This window comes from Actinophytocola oryzae (genome assembly GCF_004364325.1).
GTDB classification, from domain to species: Bacteria; Actinomycetota; Actinomycetes; order Mycobacteriales; family Pseudonocardiaceae; genus Actinophytocola; species Actinophytocola oryzae.
The window spans coordinates 450658-468632 of sequence record NZ_SOCP01000001.1; the positions used below are offsets into that span (position 1 = coordinate 450658).

General features: G+C 70.4%; 20 protein-coding genes. 12 read left to right on the forward strand and 8 right to left on the reverse strand.

Translation table 11 applies throughout. The annotated features are described in order from the left end of the window. Positions 1-7 precede the first annotated feature (7 nt). Positions 8-772 carry an ABC transporter ATP-binding protein gene (locus CLV71_RS01895; RefSeq protein ID WP_133900778.1) on the reverse strand — a complete coding sequence of 255 codons (765 nt, stop codon included), beginning with the start codon at positions 770-772 and terminating at the stop codon, positions 8-10. Next, on the reverse strand, positions 769-1956 hold the full coding sequence (locus tag CLV71_RS01900; protein ID WP_243866175.1) for a CaiB/BaiF CoA transferase family protein: 1188 nt from the start codon (positions 1954-1956) through the stop codon (positions 769-771). Before CLV71_RS01900 ends, CLV71_RS01895 begins: the two co-directional genes overlap by 4 nt. Before the next feature lie 213 nt (positions 1957-2169). On the opposite strand from CLV71_RS01900, the gene CLV71_RS01905 reads away from it, so the two are divergent. Both CLV71_RS01905 and CLV71_RS01910 read left to right on the forward strand, forming a co-directional pair. Continuing rightward, positions 2170-2898, forward strand: a complete 729-nt coding sequence (locus tag CLV71_RS01905; protein ID WP_133900780.1) for a GntR family transcriptional regulator — start codon at positions 2170-2172, stop codon at positions 2896-2898. A 48-nt stretch (positions 2899-2946) separates the two neighbouring features. Beyond that, the gene (locus CLV71_RS01910) at positions 2947-3711 is read left to right on the forward strand and encodes an enoyl-CoA hydratase/isomerase family protein (RefSeq protein WP_133900781.1); all 765 of its coding nucleotides are present in this window, start codon (positions 2947-2949) and stop codon (positions 3709-3711) included. Here CLV71_RS01910 and CLV71_RS01915 read toward each other — a convergent pair. From CLV71_RS01915 to CLV71_RS01930, 4 genes are read right to left on the reverse strand one after another with little or no spacing between them, the layout of a single operon-like run. After that, positions 3708-4406, reverse strand: a complete 699-nt coding sequence (locus tag CLV71_RS01915) for a hypothetical protein (RefSeq protein ID WP_133900782.1) — start codon at positions 4404-4406, stop codon at positions 3708-3710. The two genes, CLV71_RS01910 and CLV71_RS01915, sit on opposite strands and share 4 nt — an antisense overlap. A gap of 18 nt (positions 4407-4424) precedes the next feature. Beyond that, entirely contained in the window at positions 4425-4667 is a 243-nt protein-coding gene (locus CLV71_RS01920) for a lipoyl domain-containing protein (RefSeq protein WP_133900783.1), read from the reverse strand. 13 nt (positions 4668-4680) lie between these two features. Next, positions 4681-5673 (reverse strand): alpha-ketoacid dehydrogenase subunit beta, encoded by a 993-nt coding sequence (locus CLV71_RS01925; protein ID WP_208297339.1) that lies wholly within the window; start codon positions 5671-5673, stop codon positions 4681-4683. After that, the gene (locus tag CLV71_RS01930) at positions 5670-6701 is read right to left on the reverse strand and encodes a thiamine pyrophosphate-dependent dehydrogenase E1 component subunit alpha (protein WP_208297340.1); all 1032 of its coding nucleotides are present in this window, start codon (positions 6699-6701) and stop codon (positions 5670-5672) included. The genes CLV71_RS01925 and CLV71_RS01930 overlap by 4 nt, the downstream gene beginning before the upstream one ends. Before the next feature lie 170 nt (positions 6702-6871). Between CLV71_RS01930 and ribB the strand changes: the two genes are divergently transcribed. The 10 genes from ribB to CLV71_RS01980 all read left to right on the forward strand — a co-directional run bounded on the left by ribB (position 6872) and on the right by CLV71_RS01980 (position 16562). Next, positions 6872-8101 carry a 3,4-dihydroxy-2-butanone-4-phosphate synthase gene (gene ribB, locus CLV71_RS01935; RefSeq protein WP_133900784.1) on the forward strand — a complete coding sequence of 410 codons (1230 nt, stop codon included), beginning with the start codon at positions 6872-6874 and terminating at the stop codon, positions 8099-8101. Between the two features lie 5 nt (positions 8102-8106). Further along, entirely contained in the window at positions 8107-8616 is a 510-nt protein-coding gene (locus CLV71_RS01940; protein WP_133901211.1) for a flavin reductase family protein, read from the forward strand. 6 nt (positions 8617-8622) lie between these two features. Beyond that, on the forward strand, positions 8623-9729 hold the full coding sequence (locus CLV71_RS01945; RefSeq protein ID WP_133900785.1) for an LLM class flavin-dependent oxidoreductase: 1107 nt from the start codon (positions 8623-8625) through the stop codon (positions 9727-9729). Beyond that, the gene (locus CLV71_RS01950; protein ID WP_166663878.1) at positions 9726-10607 is read left to right on the forward strand and encodes an SMP-30/gluconolactonase/LRE family protein; all 882 of its coding nucleotides are present in this window, start codon (positions 9726-9728) and stop codon (positions 10605-10607) included. Before CLV71_RS01945 ends, CLV71_RS01950 begins: the two co-directional genes overlap by 4 nt. A gap of 46 nt (positions 10608-10653) precedes the next feature. Beyond that, a complete protein-coding gene (locus tag CLV71_RS01955) occupies positions 10654-11739 on the forward strand; it encodes an LLM class flavin-dependent oxidoreductase (protein WP_133900787.1) in 1086 nt (361 codons plus the stop codon). 32 nt (positions 11740-11771) lie between these two features. Beyond that, the gene (locus CLV71_RS01960; RefSeq protein ID WP_133900788.1) at positions 11772-13304 is read left to right on the forward strand and encodes a class I adenylate-forming enzyme family protein; all 1533 of its coding nucleotides are present in this window, start codon (positions 11772-11774) and stop codon (positions 13302-13304) included. Positions 13305-13369: 65 nt separating this feature from the next. After that, complete coding sequence (locus tag CLV71_RS01965) at positions 13370-14038, forward strand: TetR/AcrR family transcriptional regulator (RefSeq protein WP_133900789.1); 669 nt, start codon at positions 13370-13372, stop codon at positions 14036-14038. 73 nt (positions 14039-14111) lie between these two features. Then, positions 14112-14837 carry an SDR family NAD(P)-dependent oxidoreductase gene (locus CLV71_RS01970; protein WP_133900790.1) on the forward strand — a complete coding sequence of 242 codons (726 nt, stop codon included), beginning with the start codon at positions 14112-14114 and terminating at the stop codon, positions 14835-14837. A gap of 133 nt (positions 14838-14970) precedes the next feature. Beyond that, positions 14971-15774, forward strand: a complete 804-nt coding sequence (locus CLV71_RS01975; RefSeq protein ID WP_133900791.1) for an SDR family NAD(P)-dependent oxidoreductase — start codon at positions 14971-14973, stop codon at positions 15772-15774. Then, positions 15771-16562 (forward strand): LLM class flavin-dependent oxidoreductase, encoded by a 792-nt coding sequence (locus CLV71_RS01980; protein WP_166663879.1) that lies wholly within the window; start codon positions 15771-15773, stop codon positions 16560-16562. The genes CLV71_RS01975 and CLV71_RS01980 overlap by 4 nt, the downstream gene beginning before the upstream one ends. On the opposite strand, the gene CLV71_RS01985 is transcribed toward CLV71_RS01980, so the two are convergent. Together CLV71_RS01985 and CLV71_RS47405 are read right to left on the reverse strand one after the other, a co-directional pair. Continuing rightward, positions 16547-17437 (reverse strand): aldo/keto reductase, encoded by an 891-nt coding sequence (locus CLV71_RS01985; RefSeq protein ID WP_133900793.1) that lies wholly within the window; start codon positions 17435-17437, stop codon positions 16547-16549. The two genes, CLV71_RS01980 and CLV71_RS01985, sit on opposite strands and share 16 nt — an antisense overlap. Beyond that, positions 17434-17928, reverse strand: coding sequence for a hypothetical protein (locus tag CLV71_RS47405; protein WP_166663880.1), 495 nt, complete (start codon positions 17926-17928; stop codon positions 17434-17436). Before CLV71_RS47405 ends, CLV71_RS01985 begins: the two co-directional genes overlap by 4 nt. Positions 17929-17975 lie beyond the last annotated feature (47 nt).

Sequence of the window (17975 nt, forward strand, 5' to 3'; positions counted from 1 at the left end):
GCTCCGCTCATACCGCCGTCCCCAGGTAGGCCTCGACCAGCTCGGGGGAGTCCCGCAGCTCGGCCGGGGTGCCGGAGACGAGGTTGCGGCCGAAGTCCAGCGCCACCACGTAGTCCGAGATGCCCATGACGAACTGCATGTGGTGTTCCACGAGCAGCAGCGTCATGTCCTGCTCGTCGCGCAGGCGGAGCAGCACGTCGCCGAGTTCGCGGACGTCGCCGTGGGTCAGGCCGCTGGCAGGCTCGTCGAGCAGCAGCAGGCGTGGTTCCGCGACGAGTGCGCGGGCCAGCTCGACCCGCTTGAGCGTGCCGAACGGGAGGCCCTTGCACTCGCGGTGCGCGACGTCGGCTATCTCGAAGTAGTCCAGCATCGCGTAGGCGCGTGCTTGCAGTTCGCGGTCCTCCCTGCGTGCTGGCCAGCCGAGGACCGAGGACGCGAACCCGACCCGGCCGCGGTGGTGCCTGCCGACCATCACGTTCTCCAGCACGGTCATGCCCGGCCACAACGCGAGGTTCTGGAACGTGCGGGCGACGCCGAGACCGCTCAGCGCGGCGGGGTCACGGTGGCCGAGGTACTCGCCGGCGAAGGTGATCCGGCCGGACGCGGGCTTCACCAGACGGCTGATCGCGTTGAAGGCGGTGGTCTTACCCGCGCCGTTCGGGCCGATGAGGGCACAGACCTGCCCCTCCCGAACGACGAAGGAGACAGCGTCGAGGGCCGTCACCCCGCCGAAGCGGACGGTGACGTCTTCCAGGGTAAGCAGATCGGTCATATGACACCGTCCGCGTGTAACTGGGCCAACGTGTCGCTGTTCACGCCGGCCAGCTCGGTCAGCACGTCGTCGGTGTCCGCGCCCAGTTCCGGGCCCACGCGGTCGATCTCGCCGGGGGTGCGGGAGAACTTCGGCACGACGCCGTTCATGGGCACCTCCGTGCCGGTGTTGCTGCGCCGCCACAGGATCATGTCCCGGGCGGCGAACTGCGTGTCGGTCAGGATCGAGGCGGCGGTGTTGATCAGTCCCACCGGGACGCCGTGGTCGCGCAGCAGCTCGACGAGGTCGTCGCTCTTGCGTGTCGAGGTCCACGACGAGATCAGGTCGTCCAGTTCGGTCATCGCGGCGCCGCGGGCGTGGTGTGTTGCGTAGCGCGGGTCGCTCGCCAGCTCCGACCTGCCCATCGCCTCGGTCAGGCGGGAGAACACGGAGTCGGCGTTGGCCGCGATGACCACCTCCGCGTCGTCGGCCGTCGGGTACACGTTGGACGGTGCGACGCCGGGGAGTACCGATCCGCTCCTGGTGCGGAGCACGCCGCCGACGTGGAAGTCGGCGAGCATCGACTCCATCAGTGCGAACACCGCCTCGTAGATGGCGACGTCCACCTCCTGGCCCTCGCCGGAACGCGAACGCTCCGCGAGTGCGGCGAGGGTGCCGATGACCGCGAACAACGCGGCGAGCGAGTCGCCGAGGCTGATGCCCGAGCGTGCGGGGGCGTCGTCCGGTGAGCCGGTCGTGTACCGGATGCCGCCGACGGCCTCCGCGACGCTGCCGAAGCCCGCGTGGCCGGCGTTCGGTCCACTCTGGCCGAATCCGGAGACGTGTACGACGACCACACCGGGGTTGGCCGCGCGGAGCTGTTCGTAACCGAGTCCCCAGCGGGACATCGTGCCCGGCCGGAAGTTCTCCAGCACCACGTCGCAGTTGGCGACGAGGTCGCGCACGAGTGCCTGACCGCGCTCACCACGCAGGTCCACGGTCACGGACTTCTTGTTGCGTGCGATCGCCGGCCACCACAGTGACTCGCCGTCGTGCGTGATTCCCCAGCGGCGCATGGGATCGCCGGTGTGGGGTGGCTCGATCTTGATGACCTCTGCGCCGTAGTCGGCGAGCAGCTGCCCGGCGAACGGGCCGGCTATGAAGCTACCCAGTTCGAGAACTCTGATACCACGGAGGGGTCCCAACGCCGCGTCCACCTTCCGACTAGACGGTGCGCACATATTGCACACAATCTCTTGCTCGAAACAAGTGCTTTTCCCATTTTTATGGTTCAGCGAGACTAAATTGTATGCCAAACGCTACTGCGGTAGGCGTTCGCGATTCCCCGGCGTCACCTGTGTCGCCGGTCGCGTAACCTTTACGTCCACGTGGGATTCGAGGTGGAGAGGGGTGGGCGGATGGGTGGGAAGCCGCACGGCGACGAGGGTTTCGCTGCCGCTTACGGCGGTGGTCCGATGCCGGACGAGGCCATGGCGGGGCCGATGCTCGCCTACGCCTCAGTCCGGACGTGGATCGTGGAAGGCAGGCTGCGGCCGGGAGAACGGCTGATCGAGGCCCGTATCGCGGCCGAGCTGAACCTGTCCCGCACGCCCGTCCGCGAGGCGGTGCGTATGCTCGCCGCCGACGGACTCGTTGTCACGGAACGGAACCGTGGTGCGGTCGTGCGTGCGCTCGGCCGCCACGACGTGCTCGACCTCTACGAGCTGCGTGCCCGGCTGGAGTCCTACGCGAGCGAGCTGGCCGCGTCCCGTGCGACACCGGAGGACATCGCCGCGATCGACGAGGGCATCAGGGACTTCGGCCGCGCGATCAAGCGCCGCGACCTCGACCACGTGGCCCGCACCCGGCTGATCGGCGAGGCGAACCGCCGCGTGCACGCGGCGATCATCGCCGCCAGCAGGCACTCCCGGCTCGGCCACCTGCTCAGCAGTGCGGTGGACGCACCACTGGTCTTCGAGGCGTTGCGGGAGTTCACGAACCGTGAGCTGGAGCGGTCGAACCTGTTCCACCAGCTCATCCGGGACACCATCGCCAAGGGCGAGCCGATGCGTGCCGGTCAGCTCATGCACGAGCACATCATGCAGGGGCGGGACCAGATCCTCGAGAACCTGGGTCAGGACGAGTGACGGCCGTCCACTGTCGCATGGCCCGCGGATTGCATACCATCGGGCGTCATGGTGGCACTTCCTGACTACACACGTATTAGGACCGAAGTGGACGGTGGCGTCGCGACGCTCACCCTGAACCGGCCGGAGCACGGCAACGCCGTCGACGACGCCATGCACTCGGAGCTGACGTCCGTCTTCGCCGACGTGCGCCGCGACGACCGGATCCGGACGGTGGTCCTGACCGGTGCGGGCGAGTCGTTCTGCGTCGGCGGCGACAGCAGCCCGAGCCGGACGTTCACCACGCTCACCGGCCTCACCCCCATCCAGGAGGCACGGCTCATCGTGGAGACGTTGCTGGACCTGGACAAACCGGTGATCGCGGCGGTCGGCGGCGACGCACTCGGGCTCGGCGCGATCCTCGCGACCCTCGCGGACGTGGCGTTCCTCGCCCCGTCGGTCAGGCTCGGTGACCGGCACGTGCTCGGTGGTGTGACCGCAGGCAACGGAAGTGCCGCGCTGTGGCCGGTCCTGGTCGGGTTGAGCCGCGCGAAGTACCTGGTGCTCAACGGAGAGGTGCTGAGCGCCGAGCAGGCGGTCTCGGTCGGCCTCGCACACCAGGTGGTGGACGACCCGCTCGCCGCGGCGCACGCACTGGCGACACGGTGGGCTGACCTGCCGCCCTTCGCGTTGCAGAGCACCAAGTCCGTGCTCAACGTGCACCTGAAGCAGGCCGCGAGCCACGCACTCGGCTACGGCCTGGCCCTGGAGGAACAGGCGATGGCGGGACCGGAGTTCGCGGCCGTGCTGGCCGCCCGGCGCGCGAAGCGCTAGTCCTCGACCAGGTCGGGCAGGTTCTCGGTGTAGCCGAGCAGCAGCAGACGTGCTCCCGTGAGGACGGTGGCCAGCTCGACCCAGCTCGCCGAGTCGGGTGCCCCGTAGAGGTGGACGAGGTCGGCCACCACAGCCCGGGCACCGGACTCGGACAGGCCCTCCTGCCGGTCGAAGCCGAGCAGTGACGCCCCGACGCCGAAGTGCCGGTAGCCGTGCGCCGCCATCCGCCGGATGACCGCATGGTTCTGGAACGTGTCCCAGTCGGACGTGAAGTAGCCGTTCGGGACCGCCGCTATCACCAGGTCGTCCCTGGCCACCGACGCACGCCGAACCAGGACCACGTCGTCCAGCCAGCGGTCCGGGGTGCTGTTGACCGTGACGAGGGCCGCCACGTCGGCTCCGCCACCGATCCGTTGGCCGGGAAGCGTTTGCCACTCGACCCCGTGCTCGGGATTCTCCAGCGCGGAGGCAACGTGGGCCACCTCGGCCTCGGGGTTCTCGTCCCCGTAGTACGCGATGCGCTCGTCCTCCGAGGCGTGCGCACTCGTGTACAGGCACTGGTTCACGTCGTCGAGGGTGCAGACGAGCCGCGCCGGGGCGTACTCGGCACGCAGCTGGTCGAGCGCGCCGAGCAGCTCCGCGAACGTCGCCACCTCGACGAGCTTCGCTGTCGTCTCGTTCCGGACCACTCGCACGCCCGGATGATAGGGGACTCACCCTGTCTCGATGACACAGAGGAGGTCGCGGACCTCCACGACGTCGCCGCTGTCGCCCGCCAGCTCGCGGACCGTGCCGGTCTGGGGCGCGGTGATGACCTGACGGGCCTTCTCCGCCTCGATCTCCACCAGGTCGGCGCCCTCCGCCACCTCTTCGCCGTCCTCCACGTACCAGTCGATGATCTCGGCGTCGCTCATGCCCATCGACAGCTGAGGGAGTCGGACCTCGTGCCGTGCCACCGTGTTGTCTCCTTCAGGCGAGTGCGCGTCGCACCGCGGCGACGACCTTGTCCTTGGTGGGGTAGATCTGCTTCTCCAGCGCCGGGCTGAACGGCACGTGCGTGTCGTCGGTGGTGACGCGGACAACGGGTCCGCGCAGGGAGGCGAAGCACTCCTCGACGACGCGGGCCGAGATCTCGCTCGCGGCACTGCACGTCCGGTTCGCCGGGTCGACCACGACGAGCCGACCGGTCTTCGTGACGGACTCGAGGATCGTCGGCCAGTCCATCGGGACGAGCGTGCGCGGGTCGACCACCTCGGCGGAGATCCCGTCCGCGGCCAGCTCGTCCGCCGCCTGTCCGGCGAGGAACGCGCCGAGCCCGATGCCGACGACCGTCACGTCCGTGCCCTCCCGCCGCACCGCGGCCGAGCCGAGCGGCACGACGTGCTCCTCGGCAGGGATCGGTCCTCGACCCTTGCGGCCCCACAGGTTCGCGTCCTCGAAGCACAGCACGGGGTTGTCGTCCCTGATCGCGGACTTCAGCAGCCCCAACAGGTCCGGTGCCGTCGAGGGCAGGATGATCTTCAGGCCGGGCACGTTCATGAACATCGGGTACGGCCGGTCGGCGTGGTGTCCGGCCGTACCGCCGTGGTAGTACAGCGCGGCCCGCACGACGACCGGCAGTGTCGCCTGCCCGCCGAACATGTACCGCGCCTTGGCGAGCTGCGAGACGAACTGGTCCATCGCGCCGAACACGAAGCTCGCCACCGTCAGGTCGACGACCGGCCGCAGCCCGGCCATCGCCGCACCGGCCGCCACCCCGATCGACGCGGCCTCGGCCAGCGGCAGGTCCCGCACCCGCGACGGCCCGAACGTCTCCAACGCCCCGGCCGCGGCCCCGAACACGTTGGCACGCAGGTCCTGCCCCATGAGGACCACCCGCTCGTCGCGGGTCATCTCCTCGGTCTGCGCCCGGTTGATGGCCTGCAGGAACCCCAATTGCTTCGCCCGAGTCGCGGTGGTCACGCGGACACCTCCGAAGGGGCGTACACGTCGGCGTAGGCGGCCTCGGGCGGGGGATGGGGCGAGTCCTTGGCGAACTCGACCGCCGCGTCCACTTCGGACTGGACCTCGTCACGCAATGACGACAGCTCTGCCTCGGACAGCAGACCCCAGTCGAGCAGCCGAGCGTGGAAGAGCTGCACCGGGTCCACGGTCTCGAACCAGCTGTCCACAACGGACTGGTCGCGGTAGGGCCGCGGCACGACCAGCCCGTAGGCGTGCTCGTGGAACCGGTAGGTCTTCGCCTCGACCAGGCTCGGCCCGTCACCCGCCCGCGCCCGTGCCACCGCCTCGGCCGTCGCCCGGTACACCGCGAGCACGTCCTGGCCGTCCACGGTGATCCCCGGCATCGAGTACCCGGCCGCCCGCATCGACACGTCCGGCACCGAGAGCGACTCCGACGCGGTCACGCTCACCGCGTAGCCGTTGTTCTCGCAGAAGTAGACGACCGGCAGCCGCCAGATGCTCGCGATGTTCATCGACTCGTGCAGCACGCCCTCGCTGGCCGCGCCGTCCCCGAAGAAACACAACGCGACCTGCCCGGATCCCTTGACCTGCGCCGCGAGCCCCGCCCCCGTCGCGACCGGGATGGCCGAGCCGACGATGCCCGACTCGCCGAGGCTGCCGACCGAGAAGTCGGCCAGGTGCATGCTGCCGCCCTTGCCGCCGCACACCCCCGTCGCCTTGCCGAGCAGCTCCGCCATCAACGCGTCGAGCTGTGCGCCCTTCGCGATCGGGTGGCCGTGCGAGCGGTGGTTGCCGGTCATGTAGTCCGAGGTCTCCGTGGCCAGACACGCGCCGACGACCGCGGCCTCCTGCCCGATGGACAAATGGACCATCGCGGGCAGATCGCCCGCGTGGAACAACGCGACGGTCGCCTCCTCGAAAAGGCGGACGCGCTGCATCCTGCGCATCATCTCGGTGGCGAGAGCGCGGCCCTGCTCGCCTGCGAACTCGGCGGGCAGCGCGGTTGGCTCGGTGCTCACGGTCATGGTTCGGGACCCCTGTCGTCAGCGACGTGGAACGGGCTTCGGTGCGTGGCCGTGTCGCCAATCTAGGTCCCCACCTGCGCGTATCGCAATAGTCAGCGTAAACGTTGACGCAGTAATCTTCGGGAGCTACCGTCATTGTCAACACAAACGCTGACGCGAGGAGTCGCGTGATGGTTGGCAAGTTGCACGACGCGCTCGACGCCGTGGCCCACGGCGAGTTCGTGGTCGTGGTCGACGCGGCGGACCGGGAGAACGAGGCGGACCTCGTGCTCGCGGCGACGCACATGACGCCGGAGAAGATGGCCTTCCTCCTGCGACACTGCTCGGGGATCGTGTGCGTGCCGATGCCGGCCGAGCGCGCCGACGCACTCGACCTGCCACTGATGGTCACCGACAACACCGAGCGTCACAGCACCGCTTTCACGGTCACCGTCGACGCACTCGACCGGACGACCACCGGGGTGTCCGCGGGCGATCGGGCGATCACCGCCCGCAAGCTCGCCGACCCGGACGCGCGGCCCGCCGACTTCTCCCGGCCCGGCCACATGTTCCCGCTGCGTGCGCACGTCGACGGGGTCCTCGGCCGCACCGGTCACACCGAGGCCGCCGTCGACCTCGGCCGGATGGCCGGGCTCGACCCGGTGATGGTGATCTGCGAGCTGACCCGCCCGGACGGCGCCATGATCCGCGGCGAGGACGTCGCCGACTTCGCGGCCCGCTTCGACCTGCCGGTGGTGAAGATCAAGGACGTCGTCGCCGCCCGCGAGGCGGAGCGCGAGGTGCCGAGCATCCCGCTGCCCTCCACCTACGGCGAGTTCACGGCCACCCTCAAGGCCGAGGCGGACGGCACCGAGCACCTCGTGCTGTCGCTCGGCGACCTGTCCGGGGCGGCGCCGGTGCTCGTGCGTGTCCACTCCGAGTGCGCGACCGGCGACCTGTTCGGCTCACTGCGCTGCGACTGCGGCGAGCAGCTCCGCACCGGGCTCCAGACGATCGCCGAGGCAGGCCGGGGTGTCCTCGTCTACGAGCGCGGCCACGAGGGCCGGGGCATCGGTCTCGCCGACAAGTTCCGCGCCTACGCGCTCCAGGACCGCGGTGCGGACACCGTCGACGCGAACCTGCGCCTCGGTCACCCCGCCGACGCCCGCGACTTCGCGCCGGCGGCCAAGGTGCTGACCGGGCTGGGCCTCACCGACGTCGTGCTGCTGACCAACAACCCCGACAAGGTGCGTGCGCTGCGTGCCGCCGGGCTCCGGGTGACCGCACGTCCACTGAGGACGATTCCGGCGCCGGAGAACGTGCGTTACCTCCACACCAAGCAGGTCCGGCTCGGCCACGATCTCGCCGTGCACGGCGAGCTGGCCTCGACCGGGACCGCCGACGGAAGGGAGCCGTGGTGACCGCGATGGCCGAGGACGTGACCCCTGACCAGTTCCGGTCCGTGATGCGACACGTGCCGACGGGTGTCGTCGTGGTGGCCTCCACCATGCCGGACGGCCAGCCCGTCGGCCTCGCCGTCGGCTCGTTCGTGTCCGTGTCGCTGAACCCGCCGCTCGTCGGCTTCTTCGTCGCCCACGCGTCCACGACGTGGCCGCTGATCGAGCCGCTCGGCCGGTTCACGGTCAACGTGCTCGCCGAGGACGACGAGGCCACGTGCCGGGCGTTCGCGATGTCCGGCGGCGACAAGTTCGCGGGCGTCACCTGGCACCCGTCGCCGACGGGGTCACCCGTGCTGGACACCGCGCTGGCCTGGTTCGACTGCACGGCCAACACGATCAGCGACGCGGGCGACCACCGGTTCGTCCTCGCCGACGTCCACGACCTGTCGGCGCGCTCCGCCGGGCGCCCGCTGGTCTTCTGCCACGGCGTCTACCAGCGGCTGGGCGACTGGCCACAAGAACTACGGAAGGGCTGAAGCTCGATGCGAGTCGGATACACCACGATCTTCCAGGGCGGCGGGGACGCCGACGACGACCAGCGCGTCTACACCGACGAGCTGGCGCTGTGCGACCTCGCCGAGCCGCTGGGCTTCGAGATGCTGTGGGGCGTCGAGCACCACTTCACCTCGTACACGATGTGCCCGGACCCGGTGCAGTTCCTGTCCTACATGGCCGGTCGCACGAAGGACATACTCCTCGGCTCCGGTGCGGTGATCCTGCCGTGGCACGACCCGGTGCGCGTGGCCGAGCAGGTCACGATGCTCGACCTGATGTCCGGCGGCCGGTTCGTCTTCGGCATGGGCCGTGGCCTCGGCCGCATCGAGTTCGAGGGACTGCGGATCCCGATGGACGAGTCGCGGGCGCGGTTCGTGGAGTCGGCCGAGATCGTGCTGCGCGCGCTGGAGACGGGCGTGCTGGAGGCGGACGGCAAGTACTACCAGATCCCGAGGCGTGACCTGCGGCCAAAGCCGGTGAAGAGCTTCCGCAACCGCCTGTACGCGGCGGCGGTGTCGCCGGAGTCGGTGCGGATCATGGCCGACGTCGGCGCAGGCATCCTCATCAACCCGCAGAAGGACTGGGAGGAGGTGTCCGCCGACATGCGGACCTACCGCGACCAGTTCCGCGAGCTGAAGGGCATGACCGCGCCCGCGCCGATGGTCACCGGCTGGGTGTGCTGCGACCCCGACCCGGTCAAGGCCAGGGACATGGCGCAGGAGTACATCGGCGCGTACTACGAGTCGGTGATGACCCACTACGAGCTCGGCGGGCGCCACTTCGAGAACACGCAGGGCTACGAGTACTACCGCAACCTCGCGTCCTACATCCAGAACAAGGGCAGCTCGAAGGTCGTGGACAACTTCATCGAGCTGCAGATCTACGGCACGCCCGACCAGTGCTACGAGCGGATCATGGACATCCGGTCCAAGGTGGGCAACGACGGGTTCAACGCCGTGTGCTCGTTCTCGGGGATGACCCACGAGATGGCCGAGGCCAACATGCGGCTGTTCGCGGCGGAGGTCATGCCGCGCCTGAAGGAGGTGCCGCCGGTGGACTTCGCCGAGCTGGACGCCGCGGGAGCGCGGTCGTGACCGAGCCGAGGGTCGTCGCGAGCGGGCTCCGGTTCCCGGAGGGGCCGAGCCGGCTCGTTGACGGCGCGGTCGCGGTGGTCGAGATGAAGGGCGAGTCGGTCAGCCGGGTCTCGCCGGACGGGACCGTCACCGTGGTGGGTGACTGCGGTGGCGGTCCGAACGGCAGTGCGCTGGGCGCGGCGGGGGAGCTGTACGTCGCGAACAACGGGGGCCTGTCCGCGGAGGGCACCGGGTACTGGCACGCGCCGCGTGAGTTCGACGGGTGCGTCCAGCGCGTCGACCCCGACGGCACGGTCACCACGGTCGGCGGCGAGCTGCCCGGACCGGCGCCGCACCGGCCCAACGACCTGTGCTTCGGGCCGGACGGGACGCTGTACGTCACGGACAGTGCCAACTGGGAGGACCTGCGCGACATCAGGCCGGGTCGGCTCGTGGCGATCAGTTCCGACGGTGCCCAGCTGGGGCACGTGGAGGTCCCGGCGATGCCCAACGGGGTCGCGTTCGGACCGGACGGGCGGTTGTACCTGAGCCAGTCGCTGACCAGGAAGGTGCTGGCGTTCGAGGTGTCCGGTGGGGAGTTCGGGGTGCCGGAGCAGGTCCTCAAGCTGGCCTCGGGCATGCCGGACGGCTTCTGCTTCGACGGCGACGGGTTGCTGTACGTGTGCGGGAGCATCGGCAACGCCGTCCACGTGTACGCCGACGGGGAGCTGAAGGAGTCCATCGAGACCGGGGACGGCACCCAGCCGACCAACTGCTGCGTCGGTGCCGACGGCGCCCTGTATGTCACCTTCGGACTCGCCGGGCAGCTGGTCGCCTACGACCTCGGGCTGACGCCGGGCCCTGTCCACACCGGATCGATCGCGGGAGGTGCCGCATGAGCGGAGCTTGCGGAGCGAATCGTCAACACTCGGGCGAGGGGGCGGCGTGAAGCTGGCTTTGATGTACGAGCTGCCGGTGCCTCGGCCGTGGGCCGTGGACAGCGCCTACAACGCCTTCGAGAACGCGCTGCTGCAGATCGAGCTGGCCGACCGGCTCGGGTTCCACAGCGTGTGGACCGTCGAGCACCACTTCCTCGACGAGTACTCGTTCTCCTCGGCTCCCGGCGTGTTCTACGGTGCCATCGCGGCCCGCACGGAGAACATCCGCATCGGCCACGGGGTCCGGTTGCTGCCGTTCCCGTACAACCACCCGGTGCGGGCGGCCGAGGCCGCGGCCACCGTGGACATCCTCTCCAAGGGGCGCCTCGAGTTCGGCACCGGCCGCTCGGGTACCCGTCGTGAGATCGAGGGTTTCGGCATCAGCCCGCCGGACACGCGGCCGATGTGGGAGGAGGCCCTCGAGGTCATCGTGGGCAGCTGGACCGAGGAGGAGTTCTCCCACGACGGCGAGTTCTTCACGCTGCCGCCGCGTGGCGTGGTCCCCAAACCGATGCAGCAGCCGCACCCGCCGATCTGGGGCGCCAGCTCCAGCGCCGACAGCCACGAGATCATCGGGCAGAAGGGCCTCGGCCTGCTGTCGTTCTCGGTGGCGGTGCCGCCGGAGGCCCTGATCAAGCGGATCGGCCGGTACCGCGACGGCCAGGAGAACATGAAGCCGGTCGGCAAGTTCGTCAACAACCGGATCGCGACGTTCGCCCAGGCCCACTGCGCGGAGACCACGGCCCAGGCCCACGACGACTCGCGTGAGGCGTTCCCCTGGTACATCCAGACGTCGCTGAACCAGATCGCGGAGCTGGGTGCCTGGCAGGAGGGCACGAACCTCGGCAGCTACGAGTACGCCCGCAAGCTGCTCGGCGGCATGGAGCTGTCCGACCTCACGTTCGACTACCTCGTCCGGAACGAGACCGTCCTGTGTGGAGACCCGGATCACTTCGTGTCCATGTGCCGGCGCTACGAAGCCGTCGGCGTCGACATCTTGCTGCTCCTCGTGCAGTCGTACAACATCCCGCACGAGAAGGTGATGCGCTCCATCGAACTGATCGGCACCGAGGTAATGCCGAAGCTCGCCTAGAGTCCCTTTTAGCTCAACCCCGGGAGTGGACAATGGGTGTCCAGGTTAACTCGCGCATCTCGGACTGGATCCGCATCAACGCCAGCACGGTGCCCGACCGGGCCTGCTTCGTCACCGACACCGACAACTACTCGTTCCGCGAGGTCAACAGCCGGGTCAACCGCCTCGCGTGGGAGCTGCGGCGGATGGGGGTGGCGAAGGGCGACCGCGTGGCGCTCTTCGCCACCGACTCGCCGCAGTACGTGGAGACGCTGCTCGCCTGCATGAAGCTCGGCGCGGTGTACGTGCCGCTGAACTTCCGTCTCGCACAACCCGAGCTGCAGATGCTGCTCGCCACGGCCGAGGCGAAGGTCCTTTTCTTCTCCGACCGCTACACGGCCATGGTCCGCGCCCTGGACGTGCCCTGTCTCAAGGTGACCGTCAGCTACGACTCGAAGTCAGGGGACGAGTCGTACGAGGCACTGGTCGAGGCGGGCGAGGACGTCGAGATCGACGTGCCGGTCGGCGACGACGAGCTGGTGTGCCTCGCGTTCACCAGCGGCACGACCGCCCTGCCCAAGGGCGTCATGCACTCGCAGCGCATGGCCAAGCACATGGTCATGCAGTGCATCGTCGAGCGGCGGATGACCAACATCTCGTTCCACTACTCGGCGGCGCCGCTGTTCCACGTCGGCGGCATGCTCTACACGCTCTCCGGTGTCGCACGTGGACACACCTCGCTCGTGCTGCCCGCGTTCGACCCGGCGACGGTCGCGCACTGGATGGCCCACCGCGGCCTCGACGGTGTCTTCCTGGTCCCGACCATGATCGACACGCTGCTGCACGAGCCGGCCGTCATCGAAGGTGACTTCTCGAAGCTCGGCTCCATCGGCTACGGCGCCGCCCCCATGTCGCCAGCGCTGCTGAGACGGGCGATGGACCGGTTCCACTGCGACTTCATGAACATGTTCGGCGCGGGCACGGAGGCGGGCCTGCAGACGGTACTCACGCCGGAGGACCACCGGCGTGCGCTGGCCGGTCAGGAGCACCTGCTCGGCTCGATCGGCAAGGCGGGCATGGGTGTGGTGCTGCGCCTGTGCGACGACGATCTCAACGACGTGCCGGACGGCGAGGTCGGCGAGATCGTGACCCGGTCGGACGCGGTCATGTCCGGCTACCTCGGCCAGCCCGAGGAGACCGCGAAGGTGATCGTGGACGGCTGGTTCCGCGGCGGCGACATGGCCTGGCGCGACGACGACGGCTACCTGTACCTGTCCGGGCGCAAGAAGGACATGATCATCCGCGGCGGGGAGAACATCTACCCGATCGAGATCGAGGACGTGCTCGGCCGGTACCCGGGGGTGCGGGAGGTCGCCGTGGTCGGGGTGCCGGACGAGCACTGGGGTGAGGTCGTGCGGGCCCACGTCATCCTCGAGGCGGGCGCGCGGCTGGACGAGGAGCAGGTGCGGGCGTACTGCCGCGAGCGGCTGGCAGGCTACAAGGTGCCCGCCGTGTTCTCGGTGGACGCGGAGTTCCCGCGCAACGCGAGCGGCAAGGTCCTCAAGCGCGAACTGCGTGCGGTCTAGGGTGGGGGCGACCAGCGCCCTGACCAGGCCAGGGCGTCACCGACCGCGAGGGAGTTCGATCGGGAGTGGCCGCGCCACGTCAACGCCGCAAGCCGGAGGAGCCGCCGAGCGACATCGCGCGCAGGCGGCTGGAGCGGCGGCAGGCCGGCGGCCGTCGCTCGGACGCCCGCTGGGCGGAGATCCTCGCGGGTGCCGGGAAGGTGTTCACGCGGCTGGGCTACGGCCAGTCGACGCTGGAGGACGTGGCCACGGAGGTCGGCATCCGGCGGGCGACGCTGTACTACTACGTCGGGACGAAGGAGGAGCTGCTGGTCGGGCTCCTGCACGACCCGATCGAGACCATGCGTACGCGGCTGGAGGAGGTCGCGGCCCAGCCGGTGCCGGCGCCGGAGCGGCTGGCCAGCGCGCTGCGCGAGTACGTGCGGACGATGACCGAGCTGCCGGAGCTGTTCATCTTCATGGGCGAGAACGTGCACCAGGTGATGTCGGGGCCGGAGGCGGACCACATCCGCGAGAACGCCGACCGGTACGGCCGGGTGCTGGCGCAGGTGATCCGGTCGGGCGCGGAGGCGGGAGAGTTCCGCACGGACATCGACCCGTCGGTCGCGGTCCTGGGCATCATCGGCATGTTCAACTGGATGCACCGCTGGTACAACCCGAACGGCGACCGCAGCCTGTCCGACTTCGGCGAGGTGTTCATCGAGATGGCGCTGTCCTCGTTGTCGCCTCGGTAGACCGCGGGCTCGCCGTCGGTGAGGTGGCCCGCGTGCGCCTGACCGGCGTGCCGATCGACGTGGCCGTGCCGGCATGACTCGCCGGGTCGCGTTCGTCACCGGCGGCGGCCGGGGCATCGGCGCGGCGACGGCCCGTCGGCTGGCGGCGGCCGGGGTGGCGGTGGTGGTCGCGGACCGGGACCTGGACGCGGCCCGTGCGGTCGCGGCGGCCGTGGACGGGCTCGCGGTCCGGGTCGACGTGTCCCGCCCCGACGAGGTCGACGCTGCGGTGGACGAGGCCGTGGCGTGGGGTGGCGGGTTGCACTTCGCGTACAACAACGCCGGTGTGCCGGGGGTTCGGGCGGAGCTGGGCGTGTATCCCGACGAGGTGTTCTGGCGGGTGCAGCGGGTCAACGTCGGCGGGGTGTTCGCGTGCATGCGGGCCGAGCTGCGGCACATGCTGGCGGCGGGCGGTGGCTCGATCGTGAACGCGGCGTCGGGGGCAGGCGTCGGCGGGGTGGCGGGTGCCGGGGCGTACGTGGCGAGCAAACACGCGGTGATCGGACTGACGAGGACGGCGGCGGTGGAGTACGCGTCACGAGGGGTGCGCGTGAACGCCGTGGCGCCCGGTCTGGTCCGCACCGCGATGGTCGACGGCCTGGAGGACTTCGAGGCGGCCCACCCGATCGGCCGGGCCGCGACTCCCGAGGAGGTGGCGGAAGCCGTGTGGTGGCTCCTGGACGGTGGTTCGTCGTTCGTGACGGGCGCTGTGGTCCCGGTGGACGGCGGCCTGACCGCCCAGATCCCGGGGTTGTCGTGATGACGGCGTCGCGGTTACCGGAGGCCGGCTGTCGGGTGTTGCGAGCCTGGGCAAGGGATGGGCGGTCTGCTCCGATGGCGGGTGTGGCGGTGTTGGTGGGCGGTGTTGTCGTGGCTCGGGTTGCGGGGTTGTCGTGACTGCGGCGCCTCGCCCGGCCGAGGCCGAGTGCCGGGTGTTGCCTGCCGGGGCGTTGGCGGGGCGGCTCGCGTTCGTGACCGGGGCCGGGTCGGGGATCGGGCGGGCTGTGGCCCTGCGGCTGGTGTCGCTCGGGGCTTCGGTGGTCGGGGTCGGGCGGCGGGAGGAGCGGCTGGCCGAGACCGCCGCCCTGGCCGGTGAGGGGTTTCGGTTCGAGGTGCTCGACGTGCGTGACCGGGATGCCGCTTCGGCACTCGTCGGCTCGCTCGGGGGGCTCGACCTGCTGGTCAACAACGCAGGCGGCCAGTTCGTCGCCCCTGTGGACAAGATCTCTCGGCGTGGGTTCGATGCCGTGGTCGACCTCAACCTGACCGCGCCGGCGTCGCTCGTGCGGGCAGCCCGGCCGGGGCTCGTCGCGCGGCGGGGCCGGGTCGTCAACCTGTCGTTGTCCGCGCCGGAGCGGGGCATCGCCGGGCTCACGCACTCCGCCGCCGCCCGGGCCGGGATCGCCGCCCTGACGAAGGCACTCGCCGGTGAGTGGCGGGCCGACGGGGTCCGGCTCTTCTGTCTCGCGCCCGGGACCGTCCTCACGGCAGGCGTGGGGGAGGAACTGCCCGCCGAGGCACTCGACCGGATCGTCGAGGCCACCCCGCTCGGGCGGGACACCTCCCTCGCCGAGGTCGCCGAATGGGTGGCCGCCCTCGGTTCCGGGGTGGCCGACGCGGTCAGCGGCGCGATGATCGAGCTGGACGGCGGTTCCGGGCTGGTCGGCGCCGCGTCCCTGACGACGGGCCCGTCATGATCCACGCACTCCTGATCCCCAACGCCGGCTGGACCGAGCTGCTCGCGCGGGCGCGTCGCCTCGAGGACATGGGCGTGGCGACGGTGTGGGTGGACGACCACGTGCTCAACCCCGCCCACCCCGAACAGCCCTGGCTCGACGCGTGGAGCCTCCTGCCGGCCATCGCCGCGTCGACGAGCCGGATCCGGCTGGGTCCTTTGGTGGCCAACGGGGTCCTGCGCTCACCCGCCATGCTGGTTCGGCAGGCACTGTCGGTCGCCCACATCTCGGACGGTCGCCTCGACCTCGGCCTCGGTGCGGGATATGCGGCAGCCGACCACGCCACCGGTGACGCGACCCCGTTCGCCGACCTGGTGTCCACAGTGGACGACGCGTTGAAGGGTGAGCCGATTCTCGACGGGTTCCCCTCCCTCGCCCCGCTCGAACACCGCATCCCGCTCACGATCGCCGCGCACGGCCGCAAGGCCCTCCGGCTCGCCGCGACGTATGCGGATCGCTGGGTGTCCTACGGCGGGTTCGGCCTCGCGACGGACGAACTCCTCACGTTGACCCGTGAGCGCGTCGGGATCCTCGAGGAGGCCGGTACCCGACGGGTGACCCGCATGCTGCTCGCCGGCAGCCCTGCTGTCACCGCCGAGCCGATCTGGCAGTCCGTCGACGCCGCCGAGGACTTCGTGGGCCGCTACCGTGCGGCGGGGATCGACGAGTTCACGTTCTACTACCCGCCCGGCCCGATGTGGTCGGATCCCCAGGCCGACAGGGTGTTCGAGGACTACGTCACCAGCTGATCCAACAGTGGCCACACCTCTTCTGGCACCGGGTCGGCCAGCAGGGCCAGGTTCTCCGTCACCTCCGCGGGCGACCGCATACCCGTCACCACCAGCCGCACAGCCTTGTGCCGCAACGGGAACTGGAGCGCCGCCTGCGGGAGGCGCACGCCGTGGTCGTGGCACACCCGCGCCATGGCCGCCACCCGGGCCGCCACTTCCGGCGGCGCCTCGCCGTAGAGGTACCGAGCGTTCGACGAGGCCAACAGGCCGGAGTCGAACGGCGCCGCGGCCAGTACCCCGACGCCCGCCGCGAGGCACTCGTCCAGCAGCACGCCCGCCTGGCGCCGGGTGAGGCTCCACGCGTTCGCGATCATCACCACGTCCACCACGCCGACCGCAACCAACCGTCGGGCGGTCGTCACCGAGGTCGTGCCGACGCCGACCGACCGGACCACGCCCTCCGATCTCAGCCGGTCCAGCGTGGGAAACGTCTCGGCCAGCGCGAGGTCGAGGTGTGCGTCCGGGTCGTGCACCAACACCGTGTCCAGAAAGGACAGACCCAGCCGGCCGAGCGAACCGAGGACACCTCGCCGCACGCCGTCGCCCGCGAAGTCGAACAGCGGGTCCCGTCGCGTACCGGACGCGCGCTGGTACGGGTCGGCGATCGCCATCCGCACCCGACCGACCTTGCTCGACACCACCACCTCGTGACGGGGCCACGTCCGCAACGCCTCGCCCAGCAACCGTTCGCCCGCGCCGTCACCGTAGCTCGGTGCCGTGTCGAAGTGCCGGATCCCGCCCTCCCACGCGGTCTCCAGCGCGGCCAGCGACTCGACGCGGCCCGCGTCGCCCCGCCCGCCGATCGGCCCGCAGCCGAATGCCAGTGCGCTCACGACAGCTGCCGCAGCTCGGCGTCGTACTCCCGCGCCTGCTCGGCGGTCGACCGTGCCGCGACCCGCAGCGACCGCACGACCAACGCCGCCCCGGGCGAGTCGACCCGCGCCGCCGCGGGGTCGCCCCGCCGCGCCAGACCGCTGTCCCGCAACGGCGCCGCGTCCAGCGTGCCGCCGAACAGCAACGCCCGCGCGGGCACCGCACCGACCGCGGCCGGTAGCGACGAGGTCAACCCCAACGCCAGCACCGTGTCCGCGTCGACCGACACGGCGACGTCGTCGGTGACGAAACCGAGCGTCGCCGTGGCCAGCAACGCCAACGCGGACGCGTCGCACTCGCCGCTGACGACCACGACCGACGGCACCGACTCCAGCTTCCGCAGGAACCGGTCCGTGCCGCCATCGTGCCGAACGCCCGCCGCCGACACGAACGCCGCCGACCGCAGTTCCTTGGCCGCCGAGGACCAGTCCGAAAGAGACAGCTCACGCATCACGAACCCCTGTCTTCCGTTGTCGCCGTCCGGTCCGAAAGGGACGC